17 protein-coding genes are annotated in these 24056 nt (G+C 69.5%); 7 read left to right on the top strand and 10 right to left on the bottom strand.

Annotation, left to right across the window (positions count from 1 at the left end):
* Positions 1 to 12: 12 nt before the first annotated feature.
* From ASC61_RS13695 to ASC61_RS13685, 3 genes are read right to left on the bottom strand one after another with little or no spacing between them, the layout of a single operon-like run.
* Positions 13 to 906 carry an alpha/beta hydrolase gene (locus ASC61_RS13695; protein ID WP_056212783.1) on the bottom strand — a complete coding sequence of 298 codons (894 nt, stop codon included), beginning with the start codon at positions 904 to 906 and terminating at the stop codon, positions 13 to 15.
* 30 nt (positions 907 to 936) lie between these two features.
* On the bottom strand, positions 937 to 1581 hold the full coding sequence (locus ASC61_RS13690; RefSeq protein ID WP_056212781.1) for a mycothiol-dependent nitroreductase Rv2466c family protein: 645 nt from the start codon (positions 1579 to 1581) through the stop codon (positions 937 to 939).
* Positions 1578 to 2726 (bottom strand): glutamate--cysteine ligase, encoded by a 1149-nt coding sequence (locus tag ASC61_RS13685; protein ID WP_056212780.1) that lies wholly within the window; start codon positions 2724 to 2726, stop codon positions 1578 to 1580. The genes ASC61_RS13690 and ASC61_RS13685 overlap by 4 nt, the downstream gene beginning before the upstream one ends.
* Positions 2727 to 2879: 153 nt before the next feature.
* On the opposite strand from ASC61_RS13685, the gene pepN reads away from it, so the two are divergent.
* On the top strand, positions 2880 to 5399 hold the full coding sequence (gene pepN / locus ASC61_RS13680) for an aminopeptidase N (RefSeq protein ID WP_056215683.1): 2520 nt from the start codon (positions 2880 to 2882) through the stop codon (positions 5397 to 5399).
* A gap of 63 nt (positions 5400 to 5462) precedes the next feature.
* Here pepN and ASC61_RS13675 read toward each other — a convergent pair whose 3' ends face one another.
* Positions 5463 to 6446: a hypothetical protein gene (locus ASC61_RS13675; protein WP_056212779.1), complete on the bottom strand. Its 984-nt coding sequence runs from the start codon at positions 6444 to 6446 to the stop codon at positions 5463 to 5465.
* A gap of 132 nt (positions 6447 to 6578) precedes the next feature.
* Positions 6579 to 6863: a hypothetical protein gene (locus tag ASC61_RS13670; protein ID WP_056212778.1), complete on the bottom strand. Its 285-nt coding sequence runs from the start codon at positions 6861 to 6863 to the stop codon at positions 6579 to 6581.
* A gap of 33 nt (positions 6864 to 6896) precedes the next feature.
* Between ASC61_RS13670 and ASC61_RS13665 the strand changes: the two genes are divergently transcribed.
* Both ASC61_RS13665 and ASC61_RS13660 read left to right on the top strand, forming a co-directional pair.
* Positions 6897 to 7829 carry a mechanosensitive ion channel family protein gene (locus ASC61_RS13665; protein ID WP_056212777.1) on the top strand — a complete coding sequence of 311 codons (933 nt, stop codon included), beginning with the start codon at positions 6897 to 6899 and terminating at the stop codon, positions 7827 to 7829.
* Positions 7826 to 8212, top strand: a complete 387-nt coding sequence (locus ASC61_RS13660; RefSeq protein ID WP_056212775.1) for a globin — start codon at positions 7826 to 7828, stop codon at positions 8210 to 8212. Before ASC61_RS13665 ends, ASC61_RS13660 begins: the two co-directional genes overlap by 4 nt.
* On the opposite strand, the gene ASC61_RS13655 is transcribed toward ASC61_RS13660, so the two are convergent.
* From ASC61_RS13655 to ASC61_RS13645, 3 genes are read right to left on the bottom strand one after another with little or no spacing between them, the layout of a single operon-like run.
* Positions 8196 to 8918: an acyl-CoA thioesterase gene (locus ASC61_RS13655; protein WP_056212773.1), complete on the bottom strand. Its 723-nt coding sequence runs from the start codon at positions 8916 to 8918 to the stop codon at positions 8196 to 8198. The two genes, ASC61_RS13660 and ASC61_RS13655, sit on opposite strands and share 17 nt — an antisense overlap.
* Before the next feature lie 21 nt (positions 8919 to 8939).
* Positions 8940 to 9164: a biotin/lipoyl-binding carrier protein gene (locus tag ASC61_RS13650; RefSeq protein ID WP_056212772.1), complete on the bottom strand. Its 225-nt coding sequence runs from the start codon at positions 9162 to 9164 to the stop codon at positions 8940 to 8942.
* A complete protein-coding gene (locus ASC61_RS13645; protein ID WP_056212764.1) occupies positions 9164 to 10672 on the bottom strand; it encodes an acyl-CoA carboxylase subunit beta in 1509 nt (502 codons plus the stop codon). Before ASC61_RS13645 ends, ASC61_RS13650 begins: the two co-directional genes overlap by 1 nt.
* Before the next feature lie 169 nt (positions 10673 to 10841).
* Here ASC61_RS13645 and fabG point away from each other — a divergent pair, with 169 nt between their 5' ends.
* From fabG to ASC61_RS13630, 3 genes are all read left to right on the top strand, one after another.
* A complete protein-coding gene (gene fabG / locus ASC61_RS13640; protein WP_056212761.1) occupies positions 10842 to 11597 on the top strand; it encodes a 3-oxoacyl-ACP reductase FabG in 756 nt (251 codons plus the stop codon).
* An 81-nt stretch (positions 11598 to 11678) separates the two neighbouring features.
* Positions 11679 to 12707 carry a phosphotransferase family protein gene (locus ASC61_RS13635; RefSeq protein WP_056212759.1) on the top strand — a complete coding sequence of 343 codons (1029 nt, stop codon included), beginning with the start codon at positions 11679 to 11681 and terminating at the stop codon, positions 12705 to 12707.
* Between the two features lie 10 nt (positions 12708 to 12717).
* Entirely contained in the window at positions 12718 to 13335 is a 618-nt protein-coding gene (locus tag ASC61_RS13630; RefSeq protein WP_056212758.1) for a TetR/AcrR family transcriptional regulator, read from the top strand.
* A 143-nt stretch (positions 13336 to 13478) separates the two neighbouring features.
* Here ASC61_RS13630 and acpS read toward each other — a convergent pair whose 3' ends face one another.
* Both acpS and ASC61_RS13620 read right to left on the bottom strand, forming a co-directional pair.
* On the bottom strand, positions 13479 to 13868 hold the full coding sequence (acpS, locus tag ASC61_RS13625; protein WP_056212756.1) for a holo-ACP synthase AcpS: 390 nt from the start codon (positions 13866 to 13868) through the stop codon (positions 13479 to 13481).
* Positions 13865 to 22855, bottom strand: a complete 8991-nt coding sequence (locus ASC61_RS13620) for a type I polyketide synthase (protein ID WP_056212754.1) — start codon at positions 22853 to 22855, stop codon at positions 13865 to 13867. The genes acpS and ASC61_RS13620 overlap by 4 nt, the downstream gene beginning before the upstream one ends.
* Before the next feature lie 193 nt (positions 22856 to 23048).
* On the opposite strand from ASC61_RS13620, the gene ASC61_RS13615 reads away from it, so the two are divergent.
* Positions 23049 to 24008 (top strand): LysR family transcriptional regulator, encoded by a 960-nt coding sequence (locus tag ASC61_RS13615; protein WP_056212752.1) that lies wholly within the window; start codon positions 23049 to 23051, stop codon positions 24006 to 24008.
* The last annotated feature ends 48 nt before the right edge of the window (positions 24009 to 24056 follow it).

The following is a 24056-nucleotide window of genomic DNA, read 5'->3' as shown; positions in this document are numbered from 1 at the left end:
TCAGTATGCCAGTCAGCGTGCGCGCGACCGACGGGCGTCGAGCAGCGCGCCGACCATCGTGACGGTCGCCCGGGCGGCGTCGAACACCGCCGGTTGCCGCCAGTAGGAGTGCACCATGCCGAGCGCGCGGAACGCGGTCACGTCGACGCCGGCCTCGGCCAGCTGCGCCGCGTACGCCTCGCCCTGGTCCCGCAGGAGGTCGTGCTCGTTGGTCACGAGGAACGCCGGAGGGTGCTCGGCCAGGTTGGTCGCGTTGACGACCGAGACCTCGGGGAGGTCCCCCGTGTCGCCGGGTGCGTACGAGTCCCAGAACCACTCCATCGCGTCACGCTCGAGCGCCGCGTTGTCATCGGGTCCGGCCAGGTCGGCGCGGCGGTCGACCGGCGGGTACATCAGCACCTGGAAGTCGATCGCCGCCGGCTGCCGCACGGCGAGTCCGGCGACGAGGTTGGCGCCCGACGAGTCGCCGACCGCCGGCAGGAACGACGCGTCGACGCGGTGCTCACGGTCGTGCGTACGCAACCAGGAGGCGGCGGTCTGCACGTCGTCGAGCGGAGCCGGATGGGGATGCTCCGGGGCGCGACGGTAGTCGACCGCCAACAGCGCCCATCCCGTCGTGTGCGCGAGGTATCGGCAGAAGCTGTCGTGCGTCTCGAGATCGTGCAGGACCCAGCCGCCACCGTGGACGTAGAGCGCCACCGGAGCGCCCTGACGGGGACGGTAGAGCCGGCACGGCACACCATCCGCGTCGACGTCGCTGACGTGGTCGAGCCCGATCCGGTCGGTGCTCGCGAGGGCGGCGGCCCGGGCGGTCGCCCGGATCTCCGCGTACGTCTCGGCGAGCGAGCCGTACGCGGAGGGTCCCAGCACGTCGAGCAGCTCTCGGGACTGCGGATGAAGACTCATGCGCACGAGCCTAGTAGTCCCGTCCGGTGCTCAGTCGAACGACAGCTCGCCCTTGCGGGTGCGCTTGAGCTCGAAGAAGTCCGGGTAGCTCGCCAGCAGACGGGCGCCGTCGAACACCGACCCGGCGACCTCGCCGCGAGGGATGCTCTGGAGCACCGGGCCGAAGAACGCCGTGCCGCCGATCGCGATCACGGGCGTGCCGACCTCCTCGCCGACGCGGTCGATGCCGATCTTGTGCGACGCGCGCACGGCCTCGTCGAGCGACGTGTCGTCGGCTGCCGCGACGAGCTCGAGCGGCAGGCCGATCTCCTCGAGCACCTCTTCGTAGAGGGCCTTGTCGAACTCACGCTTCTCGTTGTGGTGCTTCGTGCCGATCGAGGTGTAGAACGAGCGCAGGGCCTCGGACCCGTGCGCCTGCTCGACGGCGATCGCGAGACGCACGGGGCCCCAGCCGCGCTCCAGCATGTCCTTGTAGCGCTGCTCGACGTCCTTGTCCTCGTTGAGCACGGACAGGCTCATGACGTGGAACGTGGTCGTCACGTCGCGGACCTGCTCGACCTCGAGCATCCATCGGGACGTGATCCAGGCGAACGGGCACAACGGGTCGAACCAGAAGTCGACCGCCTCGGTCGAGGTCGAGGCGGTCGCGGGCGTGGCGGTGTCAGTAGAAGTCATGGAAAGTTCAACAACGGACGACCCGCGCGCATTTCCTCGACGAGAGATCCGACCACGGCGTCGAGTTCTCCGCCGTTCATCGCAGCGACTCTGCGCTGCCGTTGGTAGGACGCGCCGCCCGAGATGATGTCGTGGATGCCGCCGAGCTCCTCGGTGCACTTGAGCCGTTCGGCCACAGGTGCGAGCTGCTCGAGCACGCGATGCAGGTGCGTCGTCACGAGCTCCTCGTCGGCGTGCTTGTCGAGGATGAGGATCGCGTCCATGCCGTAGCGGGCGGAGCGCCACTTGTTCTCCTGGGCGAACCACGGTGGCACGGTGGGCAGCTCGCGACCGGCGTCGAGCTCGGAGGAGAAGAACTCGACGAGGCAGTGCGTCAGCGCCGAGATGCTGAGCAGCTCGTCCATCGACGGGATGCCGTCGCAGACGCGTACCTCGAGGGTGCCGAACTTGGGGGACGGCCTCAGGTCCCAGCGGATCTCGTCGAACACGTCGATGACACCCGTGTGCATCATGTCGTCGACATAGCCCTCGAGCTGGCTCCACTCCTCGAACTGGAACGGCAGCCCCGCCGTCGGGAGCTGTTGGAACATCAGCGCGCGGTTGGAGGCATAGCCGGTCTCCTTGCCGCCCCAGAACGGCGACGAGGCACTGAGCGCCTGGAGGTGGCCGTAGTAGGTGAGCAGGGCGCGGCTGATCGGCAGCACCTTGTCGCGGTCCTCGATGCCGACGTGCACGTGGACGCCGTAGATCAACATCTGCCGGCCCCACCACTGCGTACGGTCAATCAGCGTCGCGTAGCGCTCCTTGTCCGTGACCTTCTGGTGGTCCCACGCCGCAAAGGGATGCGTGCCGGCACACATGAGCTCGACGCGCAGCGGATCGGTCACTGCCCGGATCTCCTCGATCGCCCGCTCGAGGTCCGCACCGGCCTCGCCGACCGTGTGACACACCCCGGACACGATCTCGACGGTGTTGAGCAGCAGCTCCTGGCGGATGTGCGGGTGCTCGCCGCCACCGGCCGGTGCGACCGCGTCGAGCACGGTCTGGGCGACCTGGCGGAGGTCGCCGGAGTCCGAGTCGACGAGCGCGAGCTCCCACTCGATGCCCACGGTCGAGCGCTCGGACTCGGCGAACGGAATGTTCATGACCCGACCTCCGACAGGAGCCAACGATATGGAGGTCGGGTCATGAAGAGCCCGATGTTTCGCTCGCTGCGCTCGTTCATGTGCTCATCCTCCCCTAGATCGTCTCGTCCACCCGCCTCGTCCCATGGACGGCAGCGTGAAAGCATGGCGAACATGCCTGGTACCAACCTCACCCGCGAAGAAGCCAGCGAGCGCGCCTCCGTCGTCTCCACAGAGACGTACGACGTGCAGCTCGACCTCACCCTCGACTCCGAGACGCGTTTCGGCTCGGTCACGACGATCCGGTTCGGCGCCACACCCGGCGCCTCGACGTTCGTCGACCTCGTCGATGCCGAAATCTCCTCGATCACGCTCAACGGCGACCCCGTCGACGTCTCGGCGTACGCCGACAACCGCATCGCGCTGACCGGCCTCGCCGAGAGCAACGAGCTCGTCGTCGACGCCACTTGTGCCTACTCGCGCTCCGGCGAGGGCCTGCACCGGTTCGTCGACCCCGTCGACCAGCGCGTCTACCTCTACACGCAGTTCGAGGTGCCGGACGCCCGGCGCGTGTTCACGACGTTCGAGCAGCCCGACCTCAAGGCGGTCTTCACGTTCCACGTCACGGCGCCGTCGGACTGGGCCGTCGTGTCGAACTCCCCCACGCCCGAGCCCGTCGCCGCCGCCGAGGGCACGTCGACGTGGCACTTCGAGCCGACCAAGCGCATGTCGACCTACATCACCGCGCTGATCGCCGGCGAGTACGTCTCGGTGACCGACTCCTACCGCGGAGCGTACGAGGAGATCCCGCTCGGCATCTTCTGCCGCCAGTCGGTCGCCCCGCACCTCGACGCCGACGACATCTTCCTCGTCACGAAGCAGGGGTTCGAGTTCTTCGAGGGTGCGTTCGAGATGGCCTACCCGTTCGGCAAGTACGACCAGCTGTTCGTCCCGGAGTACAACATGGGGGCGATGGAGAACGCCGGCGCCGTGACGTTCCGCGACGAGATGATCTTCCGCAGCCGGCAGACCGTCGCCGCGTACGAGCAGCGGGCCAACACGATCCTGCACGAGATGGCGCACATGTGGTTCGGCGACCTCGTGACGATGAAGTGGTGGGACGACCTGTGGCTCAACGAGTCGTTCGCGGAATTCGCCGCCTCGCACTCGGCGACCAACGCGACGCGGTTCACCGACTCGTGGACGAGCTTCACCAACGCCCGCAAGAACTGGGCCTACCGCCAGGACCAGCTCCCGTCGACGCACCCCATCGCGGCCGACAACTACGACCTGCACGCGGTCGAGGCCAACTTCGACGGCATCACGTACGCCAAGGGCGCCTCCGCGCTCAAGCAGCTCGTGGCGTGGGTCGGCGAGAAGGACTTCTTCGCCGGCCTTCGGGCCTACTTCGGCAAGCACGCGTACGGCAACACCGAGCTCAAGGACCTGCTCGTCGAGCTCGAGGCGGCATCCGGCCGTGAGCTGAGCGAGTGGGCCGAGGAGTGGCTGCAGACGTCGGGCGTCAACACGCTGCGCGCGTCGTTCGAGACCAACGACGAGGGCTACTTCACGTCGTTCTCCGTCGAGCAGAGCGCCATCGACGCCTATCCGACGCTGCGGCGCCACCGCGTCGCGATCGGCCTCTACGACCAGGTCGAGGGCAAGCTCGTGCGCACGGAGCGCGTCGAGACCGACATCCGCGGTGCGTCGACGCAGATCACCGAGCTGATCGACACCAAGCAGCCCGACCTGATCCTGCTCAACGACGACGACCTGACGTACGCCAAGATCCGGCTCGACGAGCGTTCCTTCGCGACGTTGATCGAGAGCATCGCGACGTTCGAGGACTCGCTCCCCCGGGCCTTGTGCTGGGGATCGGCATGGGACATGACCCGCGACGCCGAGCTGTCGTCGTCGGACTTCGTCACCCTCGTGCTCGCCGGTGTCGGGTCGGAGACCGACCTCACCGCGGTCGGCTCGCTGCTGCGCCAGGGGCTCAGTGCGGTCAACCTGTTCACGCCCGACGAGGCGCGGCCGGAGCTCAAGGAGCGCTGGGAGTCCGGCGTGCGCGCCTTGATGCAGGCGGCCGAGCCGGGCAGCGACCACCAGCTGGCGCTCGTCCGGGCGTACGCCTCGGCGGCCTCAGGACCGGAGCGGCTGCGCGAGATCCTCGACGGTGGGCTCGAGGGCCTCTCGGTCGACGCGGACCTGCGCTGGACGATCGTCACCGCGCTGGCCCGCATCGGCGCTGCTGACGAGGCCGAGATCGCCGCAGAGCTCGAGCGCGACAACACGATCTCCGGTCAGGAGAACGCCGTCGCCGCCCGGACGATCCGGCCGGTCGCCGAGGCCAAGGCCGAGGCGTGGCAGATCGCCGCGGTCGACCCGTCGACGCCCAACGAGACACGTCGCCAGGCCGCCTTGGCGTTCCAGGTCGCCGGTCAGGCCGACGTCCTCGAGCCGTACGTCGATCGCTACCTCGAGATGGCGAGCACGATCATCGACGACATGGGCGTCTGGATCGGGCAGGTCGCACTGATCTACCTGTTCCCGTCGGCCAACCCGTCGCAGGCCTCGCTCGACAAGGTCGATGCCTGGCTCTCGTCGACCGACGCCAACCCGGCGGCGAAGCGCTACGTCTCCGAGGGTCGCGACGACCTCGCCCGAGCCCTGAAGGCCCAAGCAGCCTTCTAGGGCTGGGTCCCCGCTGAGCCTGACGTTTCTGTTGCGACACGCCGTGTCGCAACTGCAGAAACGTCAGGCCCAGCGCCGGGCAGGCGGCCATGAGGTCCACCAGTCGGGCTGTTCCAGCGTCCACAGCCTGCGACTCGTCCTGGCCGCGTCAGTCCATGCACGGTTGATGCGCCCCACTGTCGCCCACCGGTCTGCGTGATCGAGCGAGGTCACGCGGCACACGACGAGCCCGGCCCGCTCGAACTTCTCTTCGCGCACGTTGTCATCGGTGTGCCTGGAGAGCTCCCGGTGCTCCGCCCCGTCCGATTCGATGACCAGCCCAGTCTCGGGATCGATCAGGTCCGCAACGCCCAGAAGATTCTCGGACAGGTCGAACACTGGGACATTTACCTTGAGCTCCTTGATTCCGACATCCAACTGGGCCAGCAGACGGGTGCGTGTCTCCCACGGGCTCGCGGATCGAGCCGTTCCGAGCTCGAGAGCGTTCCTTGCTTGAACGATCCCGCGCGTCTTTCGGTGCGAATCGATGACCCGGCGGACCGCCCCGAGTGTGGTGTGAGCGACCTTTGAAGTGGTGCTCACCGCCATGTCCAGCACCACAACCGCCTCACGAAGATTGCTCGCCATCCGCATCTCGTCATGTGCAGAGCGCGCGAGTGTTGTGACGTCGTAGTGCCCCAGAGTGTCGATTTCATCGGGGTGTAGATCCGCTTGGCTCGGCAGAATGCCCGGCCGGACTCGTAGCTGCGAGCCGGCCAAGCAATGGACCAACACGTCACGTGGGTCACCAGCGCGATTCGAACCGTCGAACCATGTGTTGCCCTGCACCCAGAGCGACGCCCAGCCACCCAGCACGTTCGCGCGACCCATCAGCGCGACGGCATCCGCCACCTTGGCCGATATCGGGTCGACCGCGAAGAATGCGGGCCGTACGACGCCGTGTGCCACGTGCTGCCACTGGTCGCCACGAAGCTGACCGGCCGTGAAGCCCATCTCCTGGGCTCGCTTGACACGGAGTGACACCAAGGTGGGATCAACGTGGTCCATCCGCAGATCGTGCGTGATGCACCCGCCACGCGCTTGCCGCGATCCACAGCCCTCGCTGAGCCTGACGTTTCTGCTGAACTCACACGGCGTTTCGCAACAGAAACGTCAGGCCCAGCGGGGAGCTGGCTCGAGTCAGTGGTGAGGGGTGGGGGTGTTGTCCGTACGGACGTGGATCTCCTTGCCGGGCGCCGGCGGCACGTAGTTGTTGCGGGCCGTCAGCAGCGCGAACAGCGAGATGATGATGAAGAGGCCGACCGTGCCGCCGCCGAAGAGCACGAGCAACCACAGGTCGCTGCGCTCCTTGCCGTCCGGCCAGGCTCCACCGGTGGGCTGATCGGCGAACGCCGCAGCCGATCCGGCGAAGAACGTGATCACGAAGGCAAGCGCTGGTCCGAGCAGGCGGGCGGGAGTCCTCATGGGCACCATCGTATCCACCCGTAGGCTGGAGGAATGTCACCCCTCGACGTCAATTGGGACCTGCCAGCCGGCAAGGCGTACGACTGGTTCGTCGCCGCGCCGCTCTCAATCCTGCTGATCATCGTCTCAGGGCTGGTGTTCCGGTGGTTCGTCTGCAGATCCATCGATCGCCTCGTCTCGCGGGCGAGCAAGGGCGCCGTGCCCGGGGTCATCGCCAACTCCAAGGCCGGCGAGTTCCTCGACGGGCTCAAGCAGGGCAGCCACCAGCGCCGGGAGCAGCGCGCGCAGACGATGGGATCGCTGCTCAAGAGCGTCGCCACCGGCGTGATCCTGGCCATCGTCATCGTGATGGTGCTGTCCCAGCTGGGCGCCAACATCGCGCCCATCATCGCCAGCGCCGGCATCTTCGGCCTGGCGTTCGGCTTCGGCGCGCAGAACCTCGTCAAGGACTTCCTGTCCGGCATCTTCATGATCCTCGAGGACCAGTACGGCGTCGGCGACACGGTCGACCTCGGCGAGGCCACGGGGACCGTCGAAGCCGTGGGCCTACGCGTCACTCGTCTCCGCGACGTCAACGGCACGGTCTGGTACGTCCGCAACGGCGAGATCCTGCGCGTGGGCAACCAGAGCCAGAACTGGGCGCGCACGGTCCTCGACGTGACGGTCTCGTACGACGCCGACCTCGACCGTGTGCAGGAGATCCTCCAGGATGTCGCCACCACGACCTACGAGGATCAGCGCTTCCACGACGTCATCATCGAGCAGCCGGAGGTGTGGGGCGTCGAGCGCTTCGACAAGGACGGCGTGGTCGTACGCGTCGTGCTCAAGACCGCCCCGGCGCAACAGTGGCTCGTCGCCCGCGCCATGCGCCAACGCATCAAGGCCGAGTTCGACCGCGCAGGCATCCGTATGCCCACGACCTTCCCCGTGTCCACCACGATCACCGACGAGGAGCCCCCGGCGTGAGCGACGAGACCATCACGTTCTACGAGGCGATCGGCGGGCACGACACGATCAAGCTCATCGTCGACACGTTCTACGAGGGGGTCGCGACCGACGAGCTCCTGCGCCCGCTCTATCCCGAGGAGGACCTCGGCCCCGCCAACGAGCGGTTCCGGATGTTCCTCGAGCAGTACTGGGGCGGCCCCACGACCTACTCCGACCAGCGCGGGCACCCGCGTCTGCGCATGCGTCACGCGCCGTTCGCGGTGACCCCCGAGGCTCGCGACCGCTGGCTCGTGCACTTTCGCGAGGGGCTCGACAAGGCCAAGCTCTCCCCCGAGCTCGACGCGCAGTTCTGGGCGTACGTCCAGCACGCCGCGAACTTCATGGTCAATCAGGCCGGCTGAGCGACGCGAACGCCTCGCGCTCCTCGTCGCTGTACGGACGGGAGCGCTGCGTCTCCAGGTCGAACCCGATCAGCACCGCGCTGGCGCGGCCATGCACCGTGTCGGCGCCGATGATCTCCGCCTCGATCGCGGCCGACGACGTGCCGAGCCGGCTGACCCATGACGAGACCTCGTAGGGCTCAGCGCGCCACGGCATCCCTTCGCCGTACGTCACGTCCACCCGGCCGACGACGAAGCGCCCGGCCGACAGCGCCTTGAGCCGGCTGGCGATCAAGAGGATCCGCGCCTCCTGGAACAGCTCGAACACCTTGACGCCCGTCACCAGCCCGTCGGGGCCGAGGTCGCTGCGGCGCACCGGGCACGGCAGCGTGTCGGCGTCGGAGGTCGAAGCAGGCAGCCGTGCAGGCTCCCCGAGCGTCGTGGTGACCCGCGCGAACGGCTCGGCCTCTGGGACCGGCCGGATCTCCTGCACCAGCTCGTCGCCCTCGACCGTCGAGGTGATGTGGACGGGACGGCGGCTCAGCAGCAGCGGGCGGAGGAACTCGACGACGGTCCGGCGTACGGGATGCTCGTCGAGGACGCCGTCGGCGTCGAGCATCGCGCGGCTCTCCGCGGCGTAGTCGAGGTAGACGACGTTGTTGACGTGGTTGAGCGAGTCCAGGTCGGCCCAGCGCATGGGCAGCTCATGGACGACGGTGACGGGCACCCGCCGATGATGCCAGACGCGTCAGGCGTGGCTCTCGTCGATCTCGATGAGCGGGTCGCCCTCCTGGACGATCTGCCCGACCTCGACGAGGACCTTGCTGACGAACCCGGACGCCTCGGCGTAGACCGGGATCTCCATCTTCATGCTCTCCAGGACCGCGAGGACGTCGCCGACCCCGACCTGGTCACCCTCGCGGGCGACGATCTTCCAGACGTTGGCGACGATCTCGGCACGCGCAGCGAACATCAGAGCGACGACTCGTGGGTCAGCATGCGCAGGGCGGCAGCCATGCGGTCGCGGGTCTCTTCGGGCAGGATCACGTCGTCGACGATACCGGCTTCGGCCGCGATGTAGGGGCGCGCGACCTCTTCGCGATAGACCGCGGCGAGCTCGTCACGCAGCTTGGCCGGCTCCTCCGCGGCCTTGAGCGCACGGCGGTGCAGCAGCGCCACGGCGCCGCCGGGGCCCATGACCGCGATCTCCGAGCCCGACCAGGCCCAGTTGACGTCGGCACCGAGCGAGGCGGAGCCCATCGCGATGTAGGCGCCTCCGTACGCCTTGCGGACCACGACGGTCAGCTTGGGCGACTTGGTCTCGACGTACGCCTTGAGGAGCTTGGCGCCATGCGTGATGACGCCGCGGCCCTCCTCGACCGTGCCGGGCAGGAAGCCGGGCACGTCGACGAACGTCAGGACCGGAAGGTCGAAACGACCACAGAACTCGACGAAGCGCGCGGCCTTGACCGACGCCTTGGCGTCGAGGATGCCGCCACGGGCGTTGGGCTGGTTGGCCAGGATGCCGACCGCGTGGCCGTCGAGGCGACCGAACAGCGTGAGGATGCTGGGAGCGTGCGCCGGCATGAGCTCGAGCCGTGCCCCGTTGTCGAGCACGCCGTCGAGCAGCGCGTTCATGTCGAACACGACGCTGGACTTGTCCGGCACCAGCGTGGGCAGGCGCTCGGCAGCCCCGGGGTTGGCCGGGACCGAGCTGTGCCGCTTCTGCGGACCGCCCTTGTGCGTCGGCAGGAACGACAGGAGCAGGCGTGTCGCGTGGAACGCCTCTTCCTCGCTGTCGACCTCGAGGTGCGCGACCCCGCTGACCTTGGTGTGCAGCGCCGATCCGCCGATCTCCTCGGCGGTGGCGTCCTCGCCCGTCGCGGCCTTGACGATCTCGGGTCCGGTCAGGAACATCTGCCCCTGCTCCTTGACCATGATGGTCCAGTCCGTCAGAGCCGGTGAGTATGCCGCGGCACCGGCGCACGGGCCGATGATCAGGGAGATCTGCGGAATCCGCTGCTGCGCCTCGATGTTGTTGGCGAAGATGCCGCCACAGCCGTGCAGCGCGAAGATGCCGTCGTGGATGCGGGCGCCGCCCGAGTCGTTGATGTAGACGATCGGGTAGCCCTTGTCGATCGCGAACCGCTGGGCCTTCATGATCGCGTCGGCCATCACGGCACCGATCGCACCGGAGGCCACGGCCGCGTCGTGCGAGACGACGACGACCGCGTGCCCGTCGGTGGTACCCCAACCGGCGACGACACCGCTGCCGGCGCCTCCACCCGCCGTGCGCAACGGCGTCATCTCGACGAAGGAGCCGTCGTCGACGAGCATCTCGGCCCGCTCGCGCGCCGTGAAGACGCGCTTGCCCTTGGGTTCGACCCGGGCGAACCGATCCTGCCGGCGCTGCGTGAGCGTCGAGCGGTGATCGGCCTGGTCCGGCGCTGAAACCACCGAGGGGGTGTCGAGCTGCGTCACGAGGACTCCTAAAACATGAGGTTTTCCTCAACTATACACAAACATGAGGGTTCCTTCATCTTCAACACCGGCAATTTCGACGGTGATCTCGCACACGCGGGCCTCGTGCGATAACGTGCGGGAGGAATTCACTAAGCAAGCGCTTAGGCGCCCGTCGAAGGAGCATCTCGTGACCGAACCCCGTACCGCGATCGTCACCGGAGCCGCACGAGGCATCGGCGCCGCCGTCTCGCAGCGGCTGGCCGCCGACGGCTTCCAGGTCGCCGTCGTCGACCTCGACGAGGCGTCCTGTGCCGCCACCGTCGATGCCGTCACCGCCGCCGGGGGCAAGGCGCTCGCCGTCGGTGCCGACGTGAGCAACGAGGAGCAGGTCACCGCCGCCTTCGAGCGCATCGCCGCCGAGCTCGGCGCCCCGACCGTCCTGGTCAACAACGCCGGCATCATCCGCGACAACATGCTGTTCAAGATGACGGTCGACGACTGGGACGCCGTCATGAACGTGCACCTGCGCGGCGCGTTCCTGATGACCAAGGCCGCCCAGAAGCACATGACGGAGGCCGGCTTCGGCCGCATCGTCAACCTCTCGAGCACCTCGGCGCTCGGCAACCGCGGCCAGGCCAACTACTCCGCCGCCAAGGCCGGCATGCAGGGCTTCACCAAGACCCTGGCGATCGAGCTCGGCAAGTTCGGCATCACGGCCAACGCCATCGCCCCCGGCTTCATCCAGACCGACATGACCGCGTCGACCGCCGAGCGCATGAAGATCCCGTTCGACGACTTCATCACGTGGAACGCCGAGCAGATCCCGGTGGCTCGCGTCGGCCAGCCCGAGGACATCGCCCACACGGTGTCGTTCCTCGTGAGCGAAGGCGCCGGCTTCGTGTCCGGCCAGGTCATCTACGTCGCCGGCGGGCCCAAGGCCTGACATGAGCGAGCGCCAGCGAGTGAAACGAGGGCATGTCATGTCGGTGTCGCCTTACCGTGCCTTACCCAAGGGGACATCGACATGACGGATGATCCCAAGGGTCTCGACCTCGCGGCGCTGCAGAACTGGCTGGAGCGTGAGCGTCCCGAGCTCGTCACCGGGCCGCTGACGGCAAGCCTCATCACGGGCGGCAAGTCCAACCTGACCTACACGCTGAGCGCCGGGTCGCGTGACTACGTCGTACGCCGCCCGCCCTTGGGTCACGTCCTCGCCACGGCACACGACATGGGCCGGGAGTACCGGGTCATGGCGGCGTTGGCGCCCACGAACGTACCCGTGCCGCAGATGATCGCCCACTGCGAGGACACCGAGGTCATCGGTGCGCCGTTCTACGTGATGGAGAAGGTCGCCGGCACGCCGTACGGCCGGGCGTCCCAGCTCGAGCCGCTCGGCGCCGAACGCACGCGCGGCATCAGCGAGCGCATGGTCGACACGCTCGTCGCGCTGCACGCCGTCGACTCCGCCGCCGTGGGTCTCGGCGACTTCGGCCGTCCTGACGGCTACCTGGGACGCCAGGTCGCCCGCTGGAAGAAGCAGCTCGAGGCGTCGAGCAGCCGCGAGCTGCCGGGCATGGACGAGCTCGTCGCACACCTCGAGTCCCACATCCCAGCCAACGGGGACGGCACGATCGTGCACGGAGACTTCCGGCTCGACAACCTGCTCGTCGACGACCAGGACCAGGTCACCGCGGTGCTCGACTGGGAGATGAGCACGCTCGGCGATCCGCTGACCGACGTCGCGGTGCTGCTGGCCTACCAGCAGCTCGCCGAGGTCGCTCCCCCGTCGGGCGACACCGCGATGATCACGGACGCACCCCTGGCGCCCGGCTACCTCAGCCGCGACGAGGTGCTCGCCCGGTACGCCGCAGAGTCCGGGCGGGACGTCGGCGACATCGGGTTCCACCTCGCGCTCGCGTTCTTCAAGCTCGCCGTGATCCTCGAGGGCATCCACTACCGCCACTCGCACGGGCAGACCGTGGGGGCCGGCTTCGACGGCATCGGCGACATGATCGTGCCCTTGATCGCCGCAGGACGCGCCGCTACGGGATAGGGTTGCGCCCGTGACGGCCGAGATCCTCGAACCCCGGCGCCGCCCGACGCAGGAGCGTAGCCACAAGAAGTTCGACCACCTGTTGCAGGTGTCGCGCGAGCTGCTGCTCGACGTCGGCTTCGAGTCGTTCACGTGCGAGGAGGTCGCGCACCGCGCGGGTCTGCCGATCGGCACGCTCTACCAGTTCTTCCAGAACAAGTACGTCATCGTGTGCGAGCTCGACCGGGTCGACGCGGTCGCCGTACGGCAGGAGCTCGCGAGCTTCGCCGAGGCCATCCCGACGCTCGACTGGCTCAAGTTCCTCAACCGGCTCGTCGACCACATGGCCGCGCTGTGGGTCAACGACCCGTCACGCCGCGCCGTGTGGCTCGCGGTGCAGTCGACGCCGGCGACCCGCGCGACCGCCGCGGTGACGGAGCGGGAGCTCGCCGCGGAGGTGGCGCGGGCCCTGGCTCCGCTGACCCCCGGCACGCCGCGTGAACGCCGGCAGATCATGGCCGAGGTGCTGGTGCACGTCGTCTACTCGATGCTCAACTTCTCGATCCGCGACGGCCAGGAGCACGCCGAGTCGATCATCGAGCTCAAACGGCTCGTCACGGCCTACCTGCTGAGCGCCGAGCACGCCTGACCCGTCGCGGCTTGGCGGTTTACCAAGAGGTCAGGGCAGACAGCCACATCTCACGGCGCGCACGCCCTGAGGTGTGACGGTTTGCCCTGCTGAGTGTGCAGATTGCCCTGACCTCTTGGTAAACCGCCAGCCCAGCAGCAGGGTCAGCGGGACAGGACGACGTACGCGATGGCGTAGTCGCCGTCGTGGCTCAGCGACACCTCGAGGGCATGACCGTCGAGGTGCTTCGCCACCTCGCCGTGGAGGCGTATGCGCGGGCGACCCCACGCATCCGCGACGACCTCGATGAGGTGGTGCACCTGCTCGTCCATGACGGGTGGCTCGCCGTGGAGCGACGCCGACCACGCCTTGACGACCGCCTCCTTGGCAGCCCAGCGCACGGCGAAGTGACGCGCGGAATCTGAGGGACGACTCCGCACGTCACTTCGCTCACCGGGCAGGAAAGCCGTGGCGAACGTGGTTCCGGGTTGTTCCAGCTGGTCCGCGAATGAAGGGACGTGGACCAGATCAACACCGATACCGACAACCGTCACTGGCACGACGCTCCGAAGTAGACGTCGTCCTCACCCAGCCGTGCCTGCGGGTCCAGGAGCATTCCAGCCTCCCGGGTCCGCACTCCCTCACTGCCGAGGCGCCGATCGGCAGGACGCTCGTACAGCGACGCTCCGCCATACATCGCCCTGACCAGGCGCATCCGACCCTCGATGAGCCGTGCTTCCGCACGGGCGGCGTAGGAGGCTCGCTCCTCGTCGCTCAAGGCCGCAAGGAATGCCTGGGGGTGCGCCAGCGCGATGAGGCCGGCGACGTGGCCGAAGCCGAGGCTCGTCAGGATGCCCGCCTTGAGCTGACCCGTGGCCAGCGGCTTGCGCAGCCAGACCAGGTGCTCGTGCTCGGCCAGGTCGTCCATGACGCAGTCGAGGCTGCGGTTCGGCGGGATTACCCCGCCGGACAGGACCTGGCAGAGCCCGACGATCTGGAACGCCGCCGCGCCACCCTTGGTATGCCCCGTGATGCTCTTCTGCGAGATCACGTAGAGCGGGTTGCCCTCGCTGCGACCGATCGCCGTCGCGAGCCGCTCGTGCAGCTCGGACTCGTTGCGCTCGTTGACGCCGGTCGACGTGTCGTGCTTGGACAGGACGCCGATGTCGTCGGCGGTGAGGCCGAGCGTACGGAGCGACTTCGCCAGGGCGGACTCACGACCGCCGAGACCGGCCGCCAGCGCGCCCATGCCCGGGGCCGGGATCGACGTGTGGACACCGTCGGCGAACGAGCCGGCGTACGCGACGACACCGAGGACCGGCAGGCCCATGCGCAGCGCGAGGTCTCCACGGGCGAGCAGGATCGTGCCGCCGCCCTGTGACTCGACGAAGCCGCCGTAGCGACGGTCGTTGGCCCGGCTGAAGTAGCGGTCCTCGAGCCCCTTGGCCCGCATCGCCGCGGAGTCCGCGGTCGCCGACATGTCGGCGAAGCCCACGATGCCTTCGACGCTCAGGTCGTCGAACCCGCCGGAGACCACGAACTCAGCCTTGCCGAGGCGGATCTTGTCGACGCCCTCCTCGACCGAGACGGCCGTGGTGGCGCAGGCGGCGACGGGGTGGACCATCGCGCCGTACGAGCCGACGTAGGACTGCACGACGTGCGCCGCGATGACGTTGGGCAACGCCTCCTGCAGGATGTCGTTGGGCTTGCTCTCGCCCAGCAGCGTGTCGAGGTAGAGCGACTGCATCGACTGCATGCCGCCCATGCCGGTGCCCTGCGTGTTGGCGACGAGAGCCGGGTGGACCCACCGCATCAGCTCGGACGGGTTGAACCCGCTCGAGAGGAATGCGTCGACCGTGCAGATGAGGTTCCACAGCGCGACCCGGTCGATCGAGTCGACCATCTCGGCCGGCACACCCCACACCGTCGGGTCGAAGCCGGTCGGGATCTGGCCGCCGACCGTACGCGTGAGCGCCATGCGGCGCGGCACGCGGATCTCGGTGCCGGCCTTGCGGGTCACGGTCCAGTCGCCGTCGGCTGTCGCCGCGATGACCGTGCGCTCGGGGTCGGCGTCGCGCAGCGCGTGCGCCTCCGCCTCGTTGGACACCGTGAACGACAGGTCCTTGTCGAGGAACACCGACGTCAGCAGCGGGGCCGAGTTGTCGACCATGTTGCCCTCGTCGACGTAGCGGCGGATGCCGACAGCCTCACGGACCTTGTCCTCGTAGCGCTCGACCAGGTCGGCCTCGTCGACCTTCTCCTGGGTCTCGGTGTCGAACCAGCCGCCACCCTGCTCGTCCCAGCTGACCAGACCCGTGGTCCAGGCCAGCTCGAGCACGCCGGCAGCCGACAGCTCGTCGGACACCTCCATCTCGAAGCGCGTGCGGGAGGAGCCGTAGGGGCCGAGCTCGCCGGCGCCGACGATGACCACGAGGTCCTCGGGCCTGGCGTCGACCGGGGCCCAGTCGAGCTGCTCCACGCGGTCGAGCTGCGCCGGTGAGGCAGCGAGCGCGGCGATCATGCCGGTCTCGTCCTCCTCGACAGCGGCCGGACGCGTGATGCCCTCGGCGAGTGCCTTCATGTCGAGCTTGACGCCCGCGAGCCCACCCGTGAGGTCGACCGTGAGCGGCTCGATGCGTGCGGCGGCGCGGGCCTCGACGGTTGCCGTCTCCAGCAACGCCTCAGCCATCTCCGCCGGCGACCACGTACGGACGCCGCGGGCCTCGATGGCCTCGACCAACGGGTCGTTGCCGCCCATGAGACCCGTGCCTCGGACCCAGCCGATGATCGCGTGGCTCAGCGTCACGCGATCGGCCCACGTACGTTCTGCGGACCAGCGGGCCACGACTGCGTCGAGCGCGGCCTTGGCCTCGCCATATCCGCCGTCGCCGCCGAACATGCCGCGGTTGGGCGAGCCCGGGAGCACGACGTGCAACGTCGAGGTCAGGTCGCGGTCCTGGATGCCGGCCGAGAGCTGCCCGATCAGGCGCTCGACGGACCACAGCAGGATGCGCATGTCGACCTCGGTGCGGCTGCCGGCGTCGGTGAGGTCACCGGCGACCCGGCCGGCCGCGAACGGGAACAGGAGCGTCGGCGTCATGGCCGGCTTGGCGACCGTCGTGACACCCGCACGCGTCTGCGTCTGCTCGCTGGTCAACCAGCTCGTCAGCGCGTCGACATCGGCGTACGACGCCATGTTGGCCGGGACGATCCACAGGACGGCTCCGGCAACGGCGTGCGTGCGGTAGAGCTCCTTGTAGAACGCGAGGCGCTTGGCGTCGAGGCCCGAGGTCGTCGCGACGACCGTCGCACCGCCCGCGAGCAGCTTCCCGGTGACGCTCGCCGCGATGGAACCCTTGCTGGCGCCGGTGACGACCGCGAGCTCGCCGGACCAGGTCTGGTCCGTGGGGCTCACGGCGTCGGCAGCGATCTGCGTGAAGCGCTCGGCCAGGCGCGGGTCGGAGTGATCCGCGTGCCAGCGGGCCTGCGCCGCGACGACCTCGCCGGAGCCGACGAAGCTCGCCTCGACGGTCTCCCCTGCGGCGATGCGGGCCAGGTCCTCACGGGCGCTGGCCCAGCGATCGTCGAGCACGACGGCCTTGAGCGGGTCGAACGCCGGTGCTGTGAGCTTGGCCCAGTCGCTGCCGAGCTCGGACTCGACGCGGGCCAGGATCTCGGCCTCCGCCTCATCCGTCTCGACCACGGCCGGTACGTCGGTGAGCCCGAGCTGGTCGAGCACGAGACGTGCCGACGAGGCCAGGACACCGTCGGGGCCGGTGATCTGCGCCGTGAACTCACCGAGGGCGGCCGCGTCGATCGTGGCGCCCTCTCCCCCACCGGTGGACGGCAGGTCGACGCTGACGCCGTGGCGGGCAGCGACGGCCTGGATGCTGGCGTCGATCGCGGCGTCGACATCGGCGCCCGAGGCGAGACCGCTCAGCGAGCCGTAGTCACCACCGCGAACGCTCGATCCCTCGCGGCTCGAGAGCGCGAGCTCGACGAGTGCGTGACTCGCCCAGCCCGGCCCGAGCTGCCACACGTCGGCGACACGCTCGGCGACGGCCGACTGGCGCTTGCCGGTCGGTCCGAAGACCTTCTTGAGGTGGTCGCCGAGGGCCTCGGTCAGCACCGGGCCGAACGGCTTGTAGCCGCGGGCCAGGCCCTTGACCTGGGCGGACAGCGTCGGCAGGTCCGCATCAGCGGCCCCGTCGATCGCGCCGAGGCTCAGCTCGCCACCGAGGTCGACGAGCAGCTGGTTGCGGCGCGACGACGCGCCGTCGCACAACGACTCGATCGTGTCCGCGGCGCCGATCTGGTCGAGGCGCATCTTGGTCCACCACGCGATGAGCACCGTGGTGGCGTCGGCGGCGTCGAACGTCAGGTCGGCCGGACGCGGACCGCTCGAGGTCGCCGGAGCGGCGGCAGGTGCCGCGGCAGGCGCCGAGGCTTCAGCCGCGGACGACTCGGCCGGGGCTTCCTCCTCCTCGACGACCTGCTCCTCGTCGGTCGCGAAGACGGCGGCGCCGTCACGCTCGAAGTTGAGCACCTCGACGGGTCCGCCGAAGCGACCCGGCAGCTTGAGCGTCGACGACGCCAGGTTGGCCACCGTGGGGGCCTGGCCGACGCCGACCTCGATGAACCGCTCGACACCGAGGTCGCCGAACAGCAGGTCCTGCGTCTCGATCCAGCGAACCGGGCTGGCGAACTGCCAGGCGAGCAGCTCGATCAGCACGATGCGGCACAGCTCGCCGGGCTTGGCCGACCAGGTCGCGAAGTCGGCCAGGACCGCGTTGAGCGGCTCGGACGGCACGAGATCGGCGATCTCCTGCAGGAACGCGCGGTCCAGCGAGAACGGCTTGGGCACGAGGTTGGGGACGTAGCGACCCGCGAGGATGGCGGGATCGATCGTCGCCGGCAGCAGCTCGGTGAGGCGGTCACGGAAGTCCGGGACACCGTCGCGCAGCACCGTGGAGTGGAACGGCACGTCGATGCCGGGCACCAGGATGTAGGCGGCCTTGCCGCCGAACTCCTCGCGGCGCCGCGTGATGTCGTCCTCGAGGATCTCGAGGCCGCGCACCGTGCCGGCGATCGCGTACTGCGAGTCGCGGAGGTTGTAGTTGACGATCTGCAGGAACTCGCCGGACTCCTCGGCGATCCGGTCGACGTACGCCGTGACGTTGTCGTCGTTGAGGCCGATCTGTGCGGGACGGATCGCCGCAAGGCGGTAGTTGCTGCGGCCCTCGGCGTCGCGAGGCACGAGCGTGTGCATGACCGAGCCGCGCTGGAACACGACCTCGACGACGGCCTCGAGCGGGATGACGCCCGAGACGGCGGCCAGCGCGTTGTACTCGCCGACCGAGTGGCCCGCGAGGATCGAGCCCTCGACGAACGCACCGGACTCGCGCAGCTCGGCCATCTGGGCGGCACCGAGCACCGCCATGGCGACCTGCGTGAACTGGGTCAGGAACAGCACGCCTTCCGGGTGCTTGTGCGTCACGCCGTTGGTCACCAGGACCGTCGGGTTGTCGCGGACGACCGTCAGGATCGAGAAGCCGAGCGCGGCGCGCGTGTGCGCGTCGGCGCGGTCCCAGATCTCCCGGGCGGCCTTGGAGCGCTGGTACGCCGCCATGCCCATGCCCTGGTGCTGGATGCCCTGGCCCGGGAACGCGTACGCCGTGCGGGGCGCCTCGAGGCGTGCGGTCGCCGACATGACGACCTCGCCCTCGGCGCGGCACGTGATGTCGACGAGCTCGGCGCCGTCGTCGAGGCCGATGCGGTCGGCCTTGACGTCGACCGTGACGCCGGGGCGTACTGGCGCGAGGAAGCGCGTCGTCCAGCCGGTGATGCGACGGCCCGACAGCACCTGCTGCGCCGCGGCCGAGACCCACATGCCGTGGACGATCGGCGCACCGAGGCCCGCGAGGCGGGCAGCAGCAACGCTGGTGTGGATCGGGTTGTGATCGCCCGTCACGGCGGCGAAGCCGCGCAGGTCCGTCGGCGCCGTCAGGGTCGCAGCACCGCGCGACTTGCGCGGAGTGTCCGTGACGTCGTCACCGAGTGCTCCACCGGCGCGTGCCGGGTCGGAGAGCTCGCCGGCGCCGGTACGTCCGCGGATCGCGAAGCGCTCACGCAGCGTCGCCACCTCCCCTGAGGCGGAGGACACCGTGACGTCGACCGCGACGACCCGGCCGAAGCCGGTGTCCTCGATCGACTCGACGACCGAGGTGATCGTCAGCGTCGACGGCGCGACGGGCAGCGCGTCGTGAAGCGCGATCGCGTGGTCGAGGTGGACCAGGTCGAGCATGCCCTCGATGACCGGGACGCCTGCCGGGGTCGTGGCCTCGCCGAGCACGGCGAAGACCGACGGCCAGGCGAGCCCGACGAGGACGTCGGGCACCGGGTGGACCGGGGTGTGCGCACCGGTGACACCGGCGTGGTCGGCGATCAGGTCGGGGTCCCACTCGACGGTGACAGTCGCGCGGCCGTTGTTGACCGAAGGGACCACACCGCCGGCGGCGCCGGCGACCAGCGACGACATCGCGGACGCGGCGACCTCGGTCGTCACGACCGGGGCGGCTCCGGCGAGCACGGAGTCGTCGACCGCGATGCGCAGCGACAGCGGACGCGCGAGCGGCACCTGCAGCTCGGCGGTGCGGCCGTCGATCGCGACCAGCGCGGCGCCGGTCTCGGGGTGCTCAGCGCGCTGCGGGTCGACGATGACCCACTCGGCGCCGAGGCGGTGCACGGGGTTGCGAACCGTCCGTCCGGCCCACACCAGGTCGGGAGCGGCGAGGACGAGCGAGAGCACGTCGCCGGCGTCCTCGACGCGACGGCGACCCGTGACGCGCTGGGCGGCCCGGCCGGAGGCGAGGAGTCCGTCGATCGTGGCGTCCTCGAAGCGGCGCAGCAGGTCGGCGACGGGCTCATCGACGCGGTCGATGCCGGCGACGGAGACCGTGCCGGGGATGATGCAGACCTCGTCGGCGGAGAAGCGCGGGTCGTGCGCCTGCCACAGCGAGTCCGAGCGCCACCAACGGCGTACGTCCTGGTCGAGCACGGGCACGAAGTTGACCGGCTTGCCGGGCGTCCGGCACTGCTCCACGAAGAACAGCACGTCGGCCGGGTGGAGGATGACGTCCTCGGCGGCCGGGTAGGCATCCAGGACCCGGGCGATTGCCGCGGCACCGTCGTCGACCAGGGAAGCGTCGGCGAAGAGCGTCGGAATCGTGCCGCGATCGGCAGGGTTGAGGCGGGCCTCGGCACGCTGCAGCATCGCGTGGAAGCGGTCGCGGATCGTCACGTCGAGCCACGACGGTGTGCCCGAGAGCTCGAGATAGCGGCGGAGCCACTGGGCGTACGTCATGGTCTCGACGTCGCCGAAGTAGGGCTTGGCGGTGCGGTTGAGTGCCTCGATGATCTCGTCGCGACGTGCGGCGACAGCCTTGGCGTCGCCGGCGACCTCGTCGAGCAGGCGGCCCGTGCGCGATGCCGTGTTGTCGATCTCGTGGATGTCGGCGCCGAGCTGGCTGCGGCCCGAGGCCATGCCGCCCTTGGCGCTGCCCGCGCCGACCCAGGTGCCCGTGCCGCGGGTCTCGACCAGCAGCTGCTTGACCTCCGGGGCGGTCGTCGCCTCGAGCGTCGCCATCGCGGCGGTGCCGACGAGGATGCCGTCGAGCGGCATGACCGGGAAGCCGTGGCGGCGAGCCCACTCGCCCGTGAGGTACGCCGAGGCGACCTCAGGCGTGCCGATGCCGCCACCGACGGCGACCACGACGTTGTCGAGCCCGCGCAGCTCGCCGTACGTGGCGATCAGCAGGTCGTCGAGGTCCTCCCACGAGTGGTGACCGCCGGCGCGACCGCCCTCGATCTGCACGATGATGGGCGTCGGAGCGACTGCCTTGGCGATCGCGAGCACCTGACGGATCTGCTTGACCGTGCCCGGCTTGAACACGACGTGCGTGATCCCCGCAGCGCGGAGCTCCTCGACGAGCTCGACTGCCTCGTCGAGCTCGGGGATGCCGGCCGTCACGATGACGGCGTCGATCGCGGCACCTGCGGCGCGGGCGCGCTGCACGAGGCGCTTCTGGCCGAGCTGGAGCTTCCAGAGGTAGGGGTCGAGGAACAGCGAGTTGAACTGGTACGTGCGACCGGGCAGCAGCAGCTCGTCGAGCTCGGCGACGCGGTCGGCGAAGATCTCCTCGGTGACCTGGCCACCACCGGCGAGCTCGGACCAGAACCCTGCGTTGGCCGCCGCGGCGACGATCTTGGCGTCGACCGTGGTCGGTGTCATGCCGGCCAGCAGGATCGGCGACTTGCCGGTCAGGCGGGTGAAACGGGTCTCGACGTGCAGGCTGCCGTCGGGCAGCGTGACGACGCTCGGCGCGTACGCCGACCAGGGTGTCGCGAGGCGCGGGGCGGCGCCGGCGGCGGTCAGCTCGCGGTGGCCGCGGCGGGTCGTCGTGGCGATGACGCCGGCTCCGCGGCTGCGCAGCTCGCGAGCGGACAGTCGGGCGGCGATGTCGGACGGGCCCAGGTCGAGGACCCAGGTCGCGCCGGCGTCGAGGGCGGACTCCAGCGATGCGACCCAGTCGACCGGGTCGACGATCGAGCGCATCGTGAGCGTACGGGCGCGGGCGCCGTCGAAGCCGCAGGCCTCGGCCCACGTGGCGACGAGATCGGCCGCCTCGGCGAGGTCAGGGTGGTGGAAGGCCAGCTGGGCCGGCAGCGGCTCCAGGACGGGTGCGAACGGTGAGCCGCCGGTGACCTTGCGCTCACGGTCGGCCTTCTCGCTGGCGGCGACCTCCTCGAAGCGGGCCTCCACGACGCGCAGGCTGTCGGCAGGACCTGACAGCACGACGCCACGGCGGCCGTTGCGCAGGCGCGAGACGACGCGCAGCGACGCGGGCAGCTCGGCCAGGATCTCGTCGATGCGCTCCGGCACGACGTTGGAGACGCTGAGCATCGTCGAGCCCAGCAGGCCGCGGCGGCGCCCCACGAGCTGCGCCGCTGCGCCCATCAGGCGGGCGAGGGCCAGCAGCTCGATGTCGTCGACGCCGGCGAGCGACTGCGTCGCGAGGTCACCCTGCGAGTGACCGATGACGGCGACGGGGGCCGTCAGCTGCGTGTCGACGCCCTGGCGGCGCAGCGCACGGAGGCCGGCGAGCTGGGTCAGCAGGATGCCGGGTACCGAGGCTCCGGGTGTATCCAGCACCGCGGAGCTCGGCAGTTCAGGAGCGTCGTCGTCCTCGGCGGACTCACCGACGGCGATGACGTCGGCCCATTCGAGCGGCGTGAAGGTCACGCCGACCCGGGCGAGCTCGGCGGCGACCGGAGCGAGGCGCTCCTCGGCCTGCGACACGAGCGTCTCGAGCTCGGCCTCGAGCGCGAAGTCGCGGATCAGTCCCGCGAGCGGCTCGAGCCACGGAGCACCCTGGCCACCGAACGCGAGCGCGTACGGCGTGCCGGTGGAGATGCGATCGACCAGGGCGCCGCGGCGCTCGGTCGGCTGGATCGTGGCAAGCGGGGTGTCGATGGTCGTCACGTGGAATCCCTCGGGGTACTGCCGTCGCTGGATCGACGGGCGGTCCCACCATCGTCTCAAAACATGAGGAGATCCTCAAGTTTAATGCGAGGGTTTCCTCATGTTTCTTTCGGAGATCTGGGTCACACGATCTCGCATCGTGCCTCGCGCGTTCGCGACTCCCCGCGACTAGGCTGAGCCCAGGGGGATGCACATGGAGATCGAGACGCGCCATCTTCGGATGGTCAAGGCCGTGGCGGACGAAGGCAGCATCACACGGGCGGCTTCTGCGCTGGGAACGACCCAGCCGGCCCTCACGCGACAGCTGCGGCGCATCGAGGACAACCTCGGCGGCCCCCTCTTCCAGCGCTCGCACGCCGGGGTCGAGCAGACGCCCCTGGGCCGGCTGGTCGTCGGCCGGGCGACCGCCGTCCTCTCGGTGCTCGACACGCTCAAGACCGACGCGTCGAGCCTGCGCACTGCCCCGGCGCAGGTCCGCATCGGGGTGCGCTTCGGCAACGCCTTGGTCGGCCTCATCCGTGGCCTGAGAGCCACCCTGCCGAGCACCGAGATCGTGACCGAGAGCGAGACCCGCATCGACGGGCTGCTCGACCTGCTGGGCTCGCACCGCATCGACTTCGCGGTGATCCACGAGTACGTCGGCAACGAGATCCCGCTCGACCCACGCCTGCTCGTACGTCCCGTCGGCTGCGAGCCGGGGTTCGTGCTGATGTCGGCAGATCACCCTCTGGCGGACCGCAGCGAGCTCGAGCTCGCCGACCTCGCCGACGAGACCTGGCTGCTGTCGCCGCTCGACGTCGACCGCGAGGCCGACTGCATGACCCGCATCTGCTGGGACGCCGGCTTCACGCCCAAGGTCGGCCACTACCTCAGCGACGGCCTCAGCGTCGAGCTGATCCGCGCCGGTGAGGCGATCGCTCTGAGCACGCCGACCAACCGCGACTCCGGCATGGTGCTCAAGCCGCTGGCCGGCACGCCGATGCAGGTCCGCCGACTGCTGCTGACCGAACGTGACAACCCCTTCGCCGAGCACCTCGACAAGCTCGCACGCTTCACGGCCGACGTCCTCACCGAGACCCTCGAGCGGCAGCCCGTCTACCGGTCCTGGGTCGAGCACCACGGCCCGTTGGCGACGGCGCGACCACGCTCCTGAGCTCCCGATGGCATGGTCATCTGGCATGACCCAACGCCTCTCGATGTG

This window comes from Aeromicrobium sp. Root344 (assembly GCF_001425755.1).
In the GTDB taxonomy this organism is placed as follows: domain Bacteria; phylum Actinomycetota; class Actinomycetes; order Propionibacteriales; family Nocardioidaceae; genus Aeromicrobium.
This window is presented reverse-complemented; position numbering and strand designations above follow the sequence as displayed.